The sequence below is a fragment of the Mesorhizobium sp. WSM4821 genome, assembly GCF_055901555.1.
Map to the genome: position 1 here is coordinate 6,570,494 of NZ_CM148371.1, position 13,751 is coordinate 6,584,244.

A 13,751-nucleotide genomic window follows, 5' to 3' on the forward strand; every position below is an offset into this window, starting at 1 on the left:
TAGCAACTCGGCTGGCCGCTGTCACCCTTCACCATGCTATCGGCGCATCTACCGACGATTTCCAAAAATATTCCGCTGCCTGTCGGGCCGCAGCGAGGCCATCCGTCCTTAGGTCAAAGATTTCCATGAACCGAACGCAGCGCTGAAGCGACCCACGCTCAGGTAGAGAACTATTGGCTGAACGACCATGAAGACGGCATCGACATTCCTCCAGATCCTCGCGCTCAGCGCCTGTTTTGCTGCGCAGGCTCATGGCACGTTCACGATGCCCGGCGTTAGACAAGCGCTGCGGACAATGGCCGGCTCCAGCGGCGAGAGCGCGTTGGCAACCAGCGCTTCAGTCGAAATCGCCAACGGCCTCAGGGGCTAGGCCGCCAGGCCGCCAGCCTCAGTCAGCAGAAACGCCTCGCCGCAGGCTTTCGCCAGATTGCGCACCCGCAGGATGTAGCTCTGCCGCTCTGTGACGGAAATCACGCCGCGCGCGTCGAGCAGATTGAAGACGTGACTGGCCTTGATGCACTGGTCATAGGCGGGGAATACCATCCGGTGCATCGCCAGATTGTCGCTTGGCGCCGGCGCGCCGGCGTCGAGCAGCGCCTTGCACTCGGCTTCGGCGTCGTCAAAGTGCCGGAGCAATATCGCCGTGTCGGCGAATTCGAAATTGTGGCGCGAATATTCCTGCTCGGCCTGCAGGAAGACGTCGCCATAAGTCACCTTGTCGGCGCCCTCGCGACCGTTGAAGTTGAGGTCGTAGACATTGTCGACGCCCTGCACATACATCGCCAGCCGCTCCAGCCCGTAGGTGAGCTCGCCCGCCACCGGCGCGCATTCGATGCCACAGACCTGCTGGAAATAGGTGAATTGCGACACTTCCATGCCGTCGCACCAGCACTCCCAGCCCAGCCCCCAGGCGCCCAGCGTCGGGCTTTCCCAGTCGTCCTCGACGAAACGGATGTCGTGCAACAAAGGATCGACGCCGATCGCCGCCAGCGAGCCGAGATAAAGCTCCTGCAGATTGGGCGGGTTCGGCTTCAGGATCACCTGGTACTGGTAATAGTGCTGCAGCCGGTTCGGGTTCTCGCCATAGCGCCCGTCCTTGGGCCGACGCGAGGGCTGCACATAGGCCGCGTTCCAGCGCTTTGGCCCGAGCGCGCGCAACGTCGTCGCCGGATGGAAGGTGCCGGCGCCGACCTCCATGTCGTAGGGCTGGAGAACGATGCAGCCATAGTCCGCCCAGTAATTGTGCAAGGTCAGGATCAGCCCCTGAAACGAGCGGCTGGGATGCATAGGGGCTGGGATATCAACGGTCACGGCGGCCTCGACGGAGCGGCGGGATGCGGGCACCTGTTGGATCAGCCGCATGATCTTGTCCGAAAAGTCTGCAACTTTTTGCTGCGCTGACCTTCGGTTCGGGATCAGGCTCTAGAGCGCCGCCCGCCAAGCGTCAAGGCGAAGGGTCAGCCCTTCGGCGCGGGGGTCGGTTCGGGCTTGACCTTCGGGCTTTCCTGCGCCGTGTTGGATTCGATCGGCGGCAGGCCCTTCAGCAGTTTCTGCTGCAAGGCGGCGAGGATGTCGGGATCCGGCTTCAGGTCGCGGGCCTGGTTCCACTGGAAGGTTGCCTCCAGCCTGCGGCCGACGCGCCAATAGGCATCGCCGAGGTGATCGTTCAGCACCGGATCTTCCGGCTTCAACGATACGGCACGTTCCATTTCGCGCACGGCGTCCTCAAACCTGCCCAGGCGGAAATAGGCCCAGCCCAGCGAATCGACGATGTAGCCGTCGCTCGGCCTGAGGTCGACGGCCTTCTGGATCATCTCAAGGCCCTCCTTGAGGTTGATGTTCATGTCCACCCAGGAATAGCCCAGATAGTTCAGAACCTGCGGCTGGTCGGGGAACAATTCCAGCGCCTTGCGGAAATTCGGCTCGGCCTTCGGCCACTCTTTCAGCCGCTCATAGGCGATGCCGCGCTGGTAGAAGATGTTCCAGTCGGCACGGGTCGGGGTCTTCAGCACCGCCACCGCCTTGTCATAGAGACCGGCCGCGGAGCGGAAATCCTCCTTCGAGGCATAGACGCCACCGAGCGCCTGATAGGTGCGCATGTCGGCGGGATGCGCTTCGACGAGGGCCTTAAGATGGGCGATGGCCTCGTCATGGCGGTCGAGATCGGCAAGGTTGAGGCCGAGCTGCAGTTCCGAAAGCTTTTTCAGCGGCGAACTGGCCGGAATGCGGCGATAGAGGGCGATGGCGCCCTCGCCGTCCTTCAACTGCTCGGACACGGCGGCGAGCTGTACAAGGGCCGCGTCGCTGTCGGGCTTCAGTGCCAGGGCATATTGCAGATAGAGGCGGACGAACGGCTCGCCGCCGCCGCGATTGAGCGCGGTGGCGAGATCAAGCAGGATTTCCGAAGCGCCGTCGGACGGGCCGACAACGAAGGGTTCGATCTTCTCACCGTTGGTGATCTTGTCGCGAAGCGCCGATATCTCCACCTTGCCGGAAGCAAATGCCTCGGCCTGATCGAGCACGGACAGCGCCTTGTCCTTGTCGCCCTTGCGGGCAAGGAAAGAGGCATAGGCCTGCGCATTGCGCATCCAGGTTTCGGGTGCGGCGCTCCCGGTCGCGGTGTCCTGGAGGGTGGCGGCGTAAATCGCATCCGCCTTTTCGGGCAGGCCCGACGCATCCGCGATCAGCGCGCGATGGAAGGATTTGAAGAGTCCGAACCAGTCCGGACCCTGCAGCTTGTCAATGGAGGCCATGGCCTCGCTGGCATCGCCAGCACCCTGCTTGGCCCAGCCGGTCATAACGCCGGAGATCAGCCGGTCGAGATCGGATTCAAGCGAAAGCTTGAGCCAGTATTCTGCCTTGGAAAAGTCCTTCTTGTGAAAAGAGCCGACGGCCAGCGCCAGGCGCGAAAACCGCTCGACGTCGGGAACCTCCTTGAGCTTGTCGGCATAGACCAGCGATTCTTCGAAGCGCCCTTGCGCGATCAGCGACAGCATCAGGCTCTGCTGCAACGAGGTATCATCGGGAGCGAAGGCGAGCGCCTGCTTGTAGTAAGCGATGGCGCTGTCGAGATCATTGTCGCCTTCGGCCACCCGCGCAGCGAGATAGGCTCCCGAGAAAGATGTGATCTTGACTGGCTCGGGGGTCTCTTTGGCGTAGGCAGGCAGACAGGAGATCGCCATGCCCGTCACAATTGCCAGCCCTGTCAGCCAGCGCGCACATCCTTGCCGCATCGTATCCCTTTCAGTCAAAGCCGTGTCCGCGTCAGCGGGATCGCCGTAGACTCGATCTTTTCCAGGCAAAGCATGGCCTTTTTGGGGTCAGGCTTCAACCCGGCCCAAATTCACAATCGGGTCAGGGGCTTAATAAAGCATGGTGAAGCGCGCCCCAACTGCGACCGTTGACCCCACTTTGCCGCCCTAGTACCGCCTCACTTCATCACGGCGCGGATCGTCGACCTGCACTCCACCGCGCCTGCCGCGAATTGCTGCGCGCGGCTGCGGCTGTCCTGGTCGAGCAGTCGCTCGCCGAAGTCGAGATAGCAGTCCAGCAGCAGCTCGCACAGTGCCGTGGCGCGTTGCGACACGTCCGGCGCGACCCCATTGCTCAATAGGGGTGAAGGGCCGAATGGCTGTTGCGCGATGCTGAATGAGCGTTCGCGCGCTTGACGTGCAAGGTCCTCCAGGCTCGACGCATCAGCTTCGGAAGCGTTAGCGGCCGCTGCCTGGAGATGCGCGGCCAACTGCAGCTCCAGTTCCGGCAGGTCGAGGACGGGCGCGCGCGGCCGCACATCCTGCCGGGCGTGGAAGGCTCGGCGTCTTTCGCGGCGAAGGGTGGCTAGGTGGCCTAGCTCCTCGCGAGCCATCTGCTCGGCGGCTTCCCGCAGCAGATCCTGGTCTGTCTGCGCCGCCACATAGGTCCAGAACAGGAAGGCCCTCTCCTCGTTGCGCACAGCCATCGAGAAGGCCCGATAGGCGCTGAGCAACTCGGGCGCGACGATACTCGCCCCCTCGTCATCGAAGGTATCTGTTGGTTCCCATTGCAGGTTGGAAAGGTCGGGCTTCTTGCCGCTGACCTTTTCGGACCAGTGCACGACATTGCCCAGATGCCGGCTTTCCTCGCCGACCAGTTGCTCGAACACAGCCACCATGTCCGGCCTGTTCTCCTGCCGCATATGGTCGGCCAGCTTCGAATAGCCGTCGATCGCCTCCTGCTCCATGGCGTAGGCGATCGCCAGCAGCTCATCCATCGACGTTACTGCCGCCAGAGGTTCCGACTTAAGAAGCGACATGCCTTCAATCTCCTGCCCGGCCTGCTGCGGTCGCATCCATAGCAGAAAAGAAAGGCCGTTAATTTGCGCTGGCACAAAGACGCTCCGGTTAAATGAGGTACCAGTCGCGGTAGTTCAGTCGGGGCGAGAACGGGTGCGAACCCCGTCAGACATGGCATATCGGAAGCTAATCTTGAGCACATGGTCCTTCAGCAATCTCGTCCGGCGTGCCGATCGCTCGGTCATCGTTTTCATAGCGATTGCGTTGGCAGCAATTGTCCTCGTGTCTAGTCCAATTCCGGCCTCGGCGGCAGGAAGGCTGGCGGAACTCCTGCAAAAGGCGCAGCCGTATGAGCTAGTCCAAGGCGCCGACCGCTTCGGACAACCGCAGGGTGATCCGCCCATCACCCCCGTTTATCGGGGCGACGAACTGGCGGGATATGTCTATCTGAATACCGACTTCACCAGCTCGGTTGGGTATTCGGGAAAGCCGATCCATATCCTGGTCGGCATCGACCCCACCGGAACAATCCGCGGCTTCAAACTGGTCGGGCATTCCGAACCGATCGTTCTCATCGGCATCCCTGAAGAAAGGGTTGTCGGCGCCCTCAATTCCTTGATCGGCAAGGATCTCGCAGGCGTGGCTGCAGGGGCTGAGAGGCACCCGCAAGTCGACATCGTCGGCGGCGCGACCGTGACAGTGCTCGTCATGGGCGACAGCATCGTGCGCTCGGCGGTCAAGCTGATCCGAAGCGGCCGCCTCGGGGGCGGTGTCGGTGCAGCGGCCGGTATCTCGCCGCCGTCGGTGGCGACACGCACGCTTGACCTGTCGAGGCAGGAGGTTCGCGGCTGGCAGAGCCTGGTCGGCGACGGGTCGGTCCGGAGCTTGCGGCTGACAGTAGGTGAGGTGACGCAGGCATTCCGGCAGGCGGGCCAGACGGAGGCGGCGAACCGCCCCGAGAGCCGGAAACCCGAAGACCTCTTCATCGAACTCTACGTTGCTCCCGTCAGCGTCCCCACGATCGGCGTGAGCCTGCTGGGCGAGCGCGGTTACGAGCGCCTGCGACAGAAGCTGAAAGACGGACAGCAGGCGATCCTCGTGGCTGGCGATGGGGCTTACTCCTTCAAGGGCTCCGGCTATGTCCGCGGCGGCATTTTCGACCGCATCGAGCTTCTGCAGGATGGCGGGGGCGTCCGCTTCCGCGACCGGAATCACGCGCGCATCGGCGATCTCGCCGCGGAGGGCGCGCCGAGGCTTCGCGAGATTGCTCTTTTCAGCGTCCCGGAGGATTTCAATTTCAACGTGACGGAGCCTTGGGAGCTGCAGCTCCTCGTCCAGCGCAGCTTCGGTGCACGCGACAAGGCGTCTCTTCCTTTCAACGTGGGTTACTCCCTTCCCGAGCAATATGTCCTGGTGAATCAGGCGGCGGCGCCGGCGCCGGAACCTGCCGCGGCTGGAGCCAGACCGCCTGCGGCAGCCGATGCCGACCTTGGAGCAGGCAGTCCCGGCGAGCCAGAGGCCGAGGAAGACGAGCTGTGGAAGCGCATCTGGGAGATGAACACCGTGTCGATCAGCATCACGGTGGCTGCCCTTCTGGCGCTCACGGCCATCTTCTTCTTCCAGGACTGGCTGGTGCGGCGTCCGCGGCTCTACACCTGGGTGCGGCGTGGTTATCTGCTCTTCACACTGGTCTGGCTCGGCTGGTACGCCAACGCGCAGCTTTCCGTCGTCAACGTTCTGACCTTCACCAACTCCCTGATAACCAGCTTCAACTGGGAGTTCTTCCTCTCAGCGCCTCTCATTTTCATCCTATGGGCGGCGGTGGCGGTAGGGCTCCTCTTCTGGGGACGCGGTCCGTTCTGCGGCTGGCTTTGTCCATTCGGCGCTCTTCAGGAACTGACCAACAATCTGGCCCAATGGCTGAAGGTGCCCCAGATCAAGGTGCCGTTCGGCCTTAACGAACGGCTATGGCCGATCAAGTACATCCTCTTCCTGGGGCTGTTCGGCCTGTCGTTCTACTCGCTCGCACTGGCGGAAGTTTTCGCCGAAGTCGAGCCCTTCAAGACTGCCATCGTCCTCAAGTTCGCCCGCGAGTGGCCGTTCGTCATTTTCGCTCTGACGCTTTTGGCGGCGGGGCTGTTCATCGAACGCTTCTACTGCCGCTATCTATGTCCGCTGGGCGCAGCGCTCGCCATTCCTGGCCGCATCCGGATGTTCGAATGGCTGAAGCGGTGGCCCGAATGCGGTTCTCCCTGCCAGCGCTGCGCCAAGGAATGTCCGGTTCAGGCGATCCATCCGGAGGGTCAGATCAACGTCAATGAATGCATCTACTGCATGCATTGCCAAGAACTCTACCATGACGATCACCGCTGCCCACACATGATCCAGGTGCGTCTCAAGCGCGAAAAATTCCAGGCCCTGTCTTCTCCCGCCACCAGCGCGAAGGGACCCGCCAAGCCCGTCATTTCCCACAAGGGAATCCCTGTCGAACGACCGGAAACGGTTGCCGGTCCATCGACTTAAACAAGCCCAACACCAGGAGAGATGAATGTCACAGGAAGAAACAAGAAAAGGTCTGAGCAGGCGTCAGTTGCTCGGCTCCACAGCTTTCGCAGCAGCCGCCGGAGCGACCGGTGCGGGCGGCGCGCTGGCTCTGGCGGGAGGCGCGGTCGCCCCGGCCGCGGCACAAACTGCGCCGGCCGCCGGCGGCAGCTACGAAGTGAAGCCTGGCGAGCTCGACGAATATTACGTCTTTTTCTCGAGCGGGCAGTCGGGCGAAATCCGGGTGGTGGGGGCGCCGTCCATGCGCGAAATGATGCGCATTCCGGTGTTCAATCGCTGCAGCGCCACCGGCTGGGGCCTGACCAATGAGAGCCGAAAAGTGCTGACCGAAGGTCTGCTGCCGGAGACGGTGGAGTTCCTGAAGGACAAGGGTGGGGTCTATCACAACGGCGATCTGCACCATCCGCATCCGTCCTTCACCGACGGGACCTATGACGGCCGCTATCTCTACGCCAACGACAAGGCCAACACCCGCGTCTGCCGCATCCGTCTCGACGTGATGAAATGCGACAAGATCATCCAACTGCCGAACCAGCACACGGTTCACGGTTTGCGTGTCCAAAAATATCCGAAGACGGGCTACGTATTCTGCAACGGCGAGGATCGCGTGCCCCTGCACAATGACGGCACCACGATGAATGACAAGAGCACCTACCGCGCCATATTCACAGCGGTCGACGGTGAGACCATGAAGGTGGCCTGGCAGATCATGGTCGACGGCAATCTCGACAACGTCGACGCCGACTATCAGGGCAAGTATTGCTTCGCCACCTGCTACAATTCGGAAGAGGGCGTGAACCTCGCCGAGATGATGGCGAACGAGCAGGACTGGGTCGTCGTCTTCAACCTCAAGCGCATCGAAGACGCAGTTGCGAAGGGCGATTTCGAGGAAATCAACGGTGTTCCGGTGCTGGACGGCCGCAAAGGATCTCCGCTCACGCGCTACATTCCCGTTCCCAACAGTCCACACGGCATCAACACCGCACCGGACGGCATCCACGTGGTGGCGAACGGCAAGCTGTCACCGACGGTGACGGTGTTCGACGTGCGAAAGTTCGACGATCTTTTCGACGATAAGATCAAGCCGCGTGACACCGTTGTCGCCGAGCCGGAACTGGGCCTCGGGCCGTTGCACACTGCCTATGACGGAAGGGGCAACGCCTTCACGACCCTGTTCATCGACAGCCAGATCTGCAAGTGGAACATAGAAGACGCCAAGCGGGCGTTCGCCGGGGAGCAGGTCGATCCGATCCGCCAGAAGCTGGACGTTCATTACCAGCCGGGGCACAACCACACCTCGATGGGCCAGACCAAGGAGGCTGACGGCAAATGGCTGATATCGCTTAACAAGTTCTCCAAGGACCGCTATCTCAACGTCGGCCCTCTCAAGCCGGAGAACGATCAGCTCATCGACATCTCGGGCGACGAGATGGTCTTGGTGCACGACAATCCGACATTCGCCGAACCGCACGACGCCACGCTCGTGCACCGCTCCAAGATCGATCCGGTGCATGTGTGGAACCGCGACGACCCGTTCTTCGCCGATGCGGTGAAACAGGCGGCGGCCGACGGCATCGATCTTACGTCGGATTCGGAGGTGATTCGAGACGGCAACAAGGTCCGCGTCTACATGACCTCGGTGGCCCCGGCGTTTGGTCTAGAGGAATTCACCGTCAAGCAGGGCGATGAGGTGACGGTCTATGTCACAAACATCGACGAGGTAGAGGATTTGACCCACGGGTTCAGCATCATCAACTACGGCATCAACATGGAAGTGGCGCCGCAGGCGACCGCTTCCGTGACCTTCAACGCGAGCAAACCAGGCGTTTACTGGTACTACTGCTCATGGTTCTGCCATGCGATGCACATGGAGATGAAGGGCCGCATGTTCGTCGAGCCGCAAGGCGTGTGAGCCGATGGCACGACTGGGCATAATTGCGTTGGGGATGGCGGCGTTTCTCGCCGCCCTGCCCGATTCGCCCGCGTGGGCCGAGCTCATCCTGCAGGCTCCCGGCACAGGGAGCCTGCAGGCGGTGATAGACGCCGCCTCACCCGGCGACGTCATCCGGCTGCAGGCGGGCAAGCACGAGGGCCCTGTCACCATCGCCAAGACGCTGACGCTGGAAGGCCAAAGCGGAGCCGTGGTCGCAGGCGGCGGCAGCGGCAGCGTCATCACCGTCACGGCGCCGAGGTCGATCGTGCGCGGACTGGAGATCAGGGGATCGGGACGGAACCTTTCCGAAATGGACTCCGGCGTCTTCGTCGCGAAGACGGCAACAGGAACGCGCGTCGAAGACAACACGATCCTGGACAATCTCGTCGGCATCTACCTCCACGGCGCCGAGGATTCGTTGGCGAAGGGCAACAGGATCGTCGGCATGCGCGAGGGGCGGACCAGCGAGGCCGGAGACGGCATATCTCTCTGGAACGCTCCGGGTGCCCAGGTGATCGAGAACGACATCAGCTTCGGCAGGGACGGTATTTTCACCAAGACGAGCAAGCGCAACGTCTTCAGGGGGAATACGCTGCGCAGCCTGCGCTTTGCGATTCATTACATGTACACCAATGATAGCGAGGTCAGCGGCAACGTTTCGGTCGGCAACAATGTCGGCTATGCCATCATGTACTCGAAGAACCTGCACGTCGAAAACAACATTTCGGACGGCGACCGCGACCACGGTTTGATGCTGAACTATGCGAACGGTTCCGTGATCACGGGCAATACGGTACGAGGAAGGCTTCAGCTGGTCGAAAGGTGGACGGCCGCTGGTCGCGTGAGCGGCGCCCATGCCGTGCCGAACCCGGAACCTGCCGACGTCGCGCCGAATGACCGCGGAATGCGTCTCGGTCCCGAGAAATGCGTGTTCATCTACAACGCCAACAAGAACGAATTCCGCAACAACCTGTTCGAGGGATGCTCGATCGGGATCCACTTCACGGCGGGTTCGGAAGGAAACGCCATGTCGGGCAACGCCTTCGTCAGGAACCGCAACCAGGTGAAGTACGTCGGAACCCGCCATCTCGACTGGTCGGAACAACGCCGGGGCAATTATTGGAGCGACAATCCGGCTTTCGATCTCGACGGCGACGGCATCGGTGACAACCCTTACCGGCCGAACGATCTGGTCGACCGGGTCCTGTGGATCTCTCCGCAGGCGAAGGTCCTCATGAACAGTCCCGCGGTGCAGGTGATCCGCTGGGCGCAGGCACAGTTTCCGGCGCTCCTGCCCGGCGGCGTGGTCGACAGCCACCCGCTGATGGCGCCGCCTCGGAGGAGCAGCCATGACTGACACCGTGTACGTGACCGGCGTGACCAAGTCCTACGGCAAGGTCCCTGCCGTAACCGACGTCACGTGCAGTCTCAAGGAGGGCGAGACAATCGCTCTAGTCGGCCATAACGGCGCCGGCAAGACAACGCTCATCAAGCTGATGCTCGGCCTCATCCGTCCGGACTCGGGAATGGTCCGGGTCCTGGGCGAAGACCCGGCGGCGGGCCAGTTCGCCGCACGCCGGAGGCTCGGTTACCTGCCGGAGAACGTATCATTCAATATGGCGCTGACCGGGCGCGAGACGCTGAGCTTCTACGCGCGCCTGAAACGCGTTCCGCTTGACATCGTTGGAGCCCTGCTCGAGCGGGTCGGCTTAGCGGGTGCCGCTGACCGTCGCGTCGGCACCTACTCGAAGGGTATGCGCCAGCGGCTCGGCCTTGCACAGGCGCTGCTTGGCCGCCCGAGGGTGCTGCTACTCGACGAGCCGACGACGGGACTGGATCCGGCACTGCGGCGCAGCTTCTACGAAATCGTCGCCGAATTACGGGCAGACGGCGCGACCGTCCTGTTGTCCTCGCACGCGCTGACGGAACTCGAAGGCAAGGCGGATCGCGTGGTGATCGTCAACCGCGGAGCCAAGATCGCGGACGGCACGATCGAGGAACTTCGACAAATCGCCAAGCTGCCGACGCGCATCCGCGTCAGGCTCGCGGATTGTGAAGCAGGCAGGGTGGATGACTGGATAGGCCGGACGGGCGCATGGAAACGCATCAACGGCCATGTGCTGGAGATCGACGCGCAGCCAGGCGAGAAGATTTCGCTGCTCAGAAGCGCTGCCTCCACTGACGCGCCGGTGGTCGACCTCGACGTTGCCCCTCCAACGCTCGACGAGCTCTACGCCCATTTCCTTGGCGCACAGGAGGCAGCTCAATGATGAATATCCTTATCGTCGCCCGCAAGGAAATCCAGGAGGGGTTGCGCAATCGCTGGGTCCTTGCCACGACACTGCTGCTGGCGGCGCTAGCCCTGACGCTGACATTCCTGGGAAGCGCTCCGACGGGGAACGTCGGCGCCAGCGCACTCGACGTGGTTGTCGTCAGCCTGTCGAGCCTCACCATTTTCCTCGTCCCGCTGATCGCGCTCCTGATCTCGCATGACGCAATCGTCGGGGAAATGGAACGCGGCACGATGCTCTTGCTCCTCAGCTATCCCATCGGGCGCTGGCAGGTGATCATGGGCAAGTTCATCGGGCACCTTGCCATCCTGTCCTTCGCCACGCTGTTCGGCTACGGCGCGGCCGCGGCTGCGATGGCTGCGACCGGGGTGCCGATCGATATGGCGAGCTGGACGGCATTCGCATCGATGATACTTTCCTCGATCCTGCTGGGCGCGGTGTTCATCGCCATCGGATATCTCGTCAGTGCGCTCGTCGCGGAGCGCGGAACAGCGGGTGGGATCGCCATCGGCGTCTGGCTGCTCTGCGTCCTCATCTACGACATGGCGCTGCTCGGTGTGCTGGTCGTCGACCAGGGCCGGACGATCGGAGGCGGGCTTTTGAGCGCGCTTCTACTGGCCAATCCGGCCGACGCCTACCGTTTGCTGAACCTCGGGTCGGAGAGCGTCGGAGCCCTGTCCGGCATGGGCGGCGTAGCCGACAATGCGGCGCTCGGGCCAGCTGCCTTGATCGCGGCGCTGCTCGCCTGGACGCTCGCGCCGCTGGCGGCTGCCGTGATGGTGTTTGCCAGGAGAGAACTGTGAGACTGCTTCTTCCCGCGGCGATTGCCGCCTTCATGGTGCTTGCCGGGTGCAGCGACAACGGCGAGATCGAAATCCCGAAACCTGTCGCCCTGACGGAGGCTGCTATAGGCCACTATTGCGGCATGAACGTGCTCGAGCATCCCGGGCCGAAGGGGCAGGTCATGGTTGGCCAGATTCCCGAACCGATCTGGTTTTCTTCGGCTCGCGACGTGGTCGCCTTCACCATGCTGCCGGAGGAGCCGAAGAACATCTCGGCCATCTATGTCTCCGACATGGCCAAGGCTCCGAGCTGGGAGGCGCCGGGAGCGGAAAACTGGGTCGAAGCCAGACAGGCCTTCTACGTCATTGGGAGTTCGGTGCGTGGCGGCATGGGCGCGCCGGAGACGGTTCCATTCTCGACGCAAGCCGCGGCCGCCGAGTTCGCCGACAAGAACGGTGGACAAATTGTTAGCTTCGTCGATATCCCACGCGACTATGTGCTGGGAGCGGCCGGTTCCGCCCAGGAAGATGATATTCCGCCGGAAACCACCGGTGCAACCCACCAGGAGCCGGATCATGGCCCATAAACTGAGTCGCCGCCGTTTCATCTCCATAACCGCTTCGGCCGCGGGCCTTGGTCTGCTTCCCGCGGGCGCCGCGACCAAGGCAGCGGTCCAGACTGTGACCTGGGAGGGACAGGCGCTCGGCGCTTCCGCCTCGCTGACCATCCATCATCATGACAGGGCCACAGCCGGGCTGCTGCTGAAGCAGGCTGTCGTCGAAGTGGCGCGGCTTGAACGCATCTTCAGCCTTTACCGGGCCGATTCGGCGCTTTCGGAGCTGAACAGGATGGGCGCACTTGCCACACCGCCGCCGGAACTCGTAGCTCTCCTCGAGAAAAGCCGCGTGGTCTGGGAGCTGAGCGGTGGCGCGTTCGATCCGTCGGTCCAGCCCCTGTGGACGCTTCTAGCGCGGCATTTCGGCGGGGCCAATCCCGACCCCGCAGGGCCGCCGGAGGCGAAGCTGCGCGAATTCCTGGACCTCGTGGGTTTCGGCAACGTGCTTTTCAGCGACGACAGGATCGCCTTCGCCCGGCGGGGCATGGCGCTCACCCTCAACGGCATCGCTCAGGGCTTCATCACAGACCGGATTGTGGACATGCTTCGTCGAGGCGGCGTCACGAAGAGCTTGGTCGACATGGGCGAAATCCGTGCCATGGGGTCCCGGCCTGATGGCGGTGCCTGGAAAGTCGGCGTCGAGCGCGCGCCTGGCGATGCCGGGCTTTTTACCATCCTCGAGATTGAGGACAATGCTGTGGCAACGTCCAGCCCGGATGGGTTCCGTTTCAACGATAGGAGCCGTTTCAGCCACTTGATCGATCCGCGCAGCGGGCTCGGCGCAAGCCTCTACCTGGGCGTGACCGTCCTTGCGCCGGACGCGACCACGGCAGACGCGTTTTCGACAGCCTTCAGCCTGTTGCAGCCGGATGCCGTCCGAAGGATCGTGGCCGAGTGCCCAGGCCTGCGGGCGCGCCTGTTGGGGAACTCGGCTTCGGGTCAGCTTGTGGAGTTCGGGCGCGGGTAGAGGCGAACGATAGCTGGCCGCGCTCCTGAAGCGCAATCTCTAAGCGGACCGCCGACGGAAATCTTTCCCATGTTTCGAGCTCGGCATTCGCGACGGAGGAACTTGCCGGCTACCCTCGCCATCACGATATCCGAAGATGTAAACGCCAGCGTTCTCATCGCTGGCCGCGCTGACCGCGACTTCGTCAAAATTGCCGTTGCTTTCGGCATCGTAGTGATTGGTCGCCTGATCGAAAGTGGCGATCTGGACAAGGATCGCCCGCGCCGGGTCGAGAGCCGCCTCATGGTTTCCAGCTTCAACTTTTTTGCCATGTCGACGGTAACATAAT

12 protein-coding genes are annotated in these 13,751 nt (G+C 62.5%); 9 read left to right on the forward strand and 3 right to left on the reverse strand.

The window, feature by feature from the left end:
• Positions 1-187 precede the first annotated feature (187 nt).
• Positions 188-370 (forward strand): hypothetical protein, encoded by a 183-nt coding sequence (locus tag AC0NID_RS32125; protein WP_473454241.1) that lies wholly within the window; start codon positions 188-190, stop codon positions 368-370.
• On the opposite strand, the gene AC0NID_RS32130 is transcribed toward AC0NID_RS32125, so the two are convergent.
• The 3 genes from AC0NID_RS32130 to AC0NID_RS32140 all read right to left on the reverse strand — a co-directional run bounded on the left by AC0NID_RS32130 (position 367) and on the right by AC0NID_RS32140 (position 4,366).
• Complete coding sequence (locus AC0NID_RS32130) at positions 367-1,311, reverse strand: glycine--tRNA ligase subunit alpha (RefSeq protein ID WP_473454397.1); 945 nt, start codon at positions 1,309-1,311, stop codon at positions 367-369. The genes AC0NID_RS32125 and AC0NID_RS32130 overlap by 4 nt on opposite strands.
• A 146-nt stretch (positions 1,312-1,457) precedes the next feature.
• Complete coding sequence (locus AC0NID_RS32135; RefSeq protein ID WP_473454398.1) at positions 1,458-3,233, reverse strand: tetratricopeptide repeat protein; 1,776 nt, start codon at positions 3,231-3,233, stop codon at positions 1,458-1,460.
• A 197-nt stretch (positions 3,234-3,430) separates the two neighbouring features.
• Positions 3,431-4,366 (reverse strand): ferritin-like domain-containing protein, encoded by a 936-nt coding sequence (locus AC0NID_RS32140; protein WP_473454242.1) that lies wholly within the window; start codon positions 4,364-4,366, stop codon positions 3,431-3,433.
• A gap of 148 nt (positions 4,367-4,514) precedes the next feature.
• Here AC0NID_RS32140 and AC0NID_RS32145 point away from each other — a divergent pair, with 148 nt between their 5' ends.
• From AC0NID_RS32145 to AC0NID_RS32180, 8 genes are all read left to right on the forward strand, one after another.
• Positions 4,515-6,794, forward strand: coding sequence for a 4Fe-4S binding protein (locus tag AC0NID_RS32145; RefSeq protein WP_473454399.1), 2,280 nt, complete (start codon positions 4,515-4,517; stop codon positions 6,792-6,794).
• A 25-nt stretch (positions 6,795-6,819) separates the two neighbouring features.
• The gene (nosZ, locus tag AC0NID_RS32150) at positions 6,820-8,745 is read left to right on the forward strand and encodes a TAT-dependent nitrous-oxide reductase (RefSeq protein WP_473454243.1); all 1,926 of its coding nucleotides are present in this window, start codon (positions 6,820-6,822) and stop codon (positions 8,743-8,745) included.
• 4 nt (positions 8,746-8,749) lie between these two features.
• On the forward strand, positions 8,750-10,123 hold the full coding sequence (locus AC0NID_RS32155; RefSeq protein WP_473454244.1) for a nitrous oxide reductase family maturation protein NosD: 1,374 nt from the start codon (positions 8,750-8,752) through the stop codon (positions 10,121-10,123).
• A complete protein-coding gene (locus AC0NID_RS32160; protein ID WP_473454245.1) occupies positions 10,116-11,036 on the forward strand; it encodes an ABC transporter ATP-binding protein in 921 nt (306 codons plus the stop codon). Before AC0NID_RS32155 ends, AC0NID_RS32160 begins: the two co-directional genes overlap by 8 nt.
• On the forward strand, positions 11,033-11,860 hold the full coding sequence (locus tag AC0NID_RS32165; RefSeq protein WP_473454246.1) for an ABC transporter permease subunit: 828 nt from the start codon (positions 11,033-11,035) through the stop codon (positions 11,858-11,860). Before AC0NID_RS32160 ends, AC0NID_RS32165 begins: the two co-directional genes overlap by 4 nt.
• A gap of 32 nt (positions 11,861-11,892) precedes the next feature.
• Complete coding sequence (locus tag AC0NID_RS32170; protein ID WP_473454400.1) at positions 11,893-12,426, forward strand: nitrous oxide reductase accessory protein NosL; 534 nt, start codon at positions 11,893-11,895, stop codon at positions 12,424-12,426.
• A complete protein-coding gene (locus tag AC0NID_RS32175; protein WP_473454247.1) occupies positions 12,416-13,423 on the forward strand; it encodes an FAD:protein FMN transferase in 1,008 nt (335 codons plus the stop codon). Before AC0NID_RS32170 ends, AC0NID_RS32175 begins: the two co-directional genes overlap by 11 nt.
• A gap of 102 nt (positions 13,424-13,525) precedes the next feature.
• Entirely contained in the window at positions 13,526-13,750 is a 225-nt protein-coding gene (locus tag AC0NID_RS32180; RefSeq protein ID WP_473454248.1) for a hypothetical protein, read from the forward strand.
• Position 13,751 lies beyond the last annotated feature (1 nt).

What these genes read in the sequence shown, in the direction of transcription:
- AC0NID_RS32155 (WP_473454244.1), top strand. Translation starts at nt 8,750, where the DNA reads ATGGCACGACTGGGCATAATTGCGTTGGGGATGGCGGCGTTTCTCGCC.
- AC0NID_RS32160 (WP_473454245.1), top strand. Translation starts at nt 10,116, where the DNA reads ATGACTGACACCGTGTACGTGACCGGCGTGACCAAGTCCTACGGCAAG.
- AC0NID_RS32170 (WP_473454400.1), top strand. Translation starts at nt 11,893, where the DNA reads ATGGTGCTTGCCGGGTGCAGCGACAACGGCGAGATCGAAATCCCGAAA.
- AC0NID_RS32125 (WP_473454241.1), top strand. Translation starts at nt 188, where the DNA reads ATGAAGACGGCATCGACATTCCTCCAGATCCTCGCGCTCAGCGCCTGT.
- AC0NID_RS32135 (WP_473454398.1), bottom strand. Translation starts at nt 3,233, where the DNA reads ATGCGGCAAGGATGTGCGCGCTGGCTGACAGGGCTGGCAATTGTGACG.
- AC0NID_RS32165 (WP_473454246.1), top strand. Translation starts at nt 11,033, where the DNA reads ATGATGAATATCCTTATCGTCGCCCGCAAGGAAATCCAGGAGGGGTTG.
- nosZ (WP_473454243.1), top strand. Translation starts at nt 6,820, where the DNA reads ATGTCACAGGAAGAAACAAGAAAAGGTCTGAGCAGGCGTCAGTTGCTC.
- AC0NID_RS32175 (WP_473454247.1), top strand. Translation starts at nt 12,416, where the DNA reads ATGGCCCATAAACTGAGTCGCCGCCGTTTCATCTCCATAACCGCTTCG.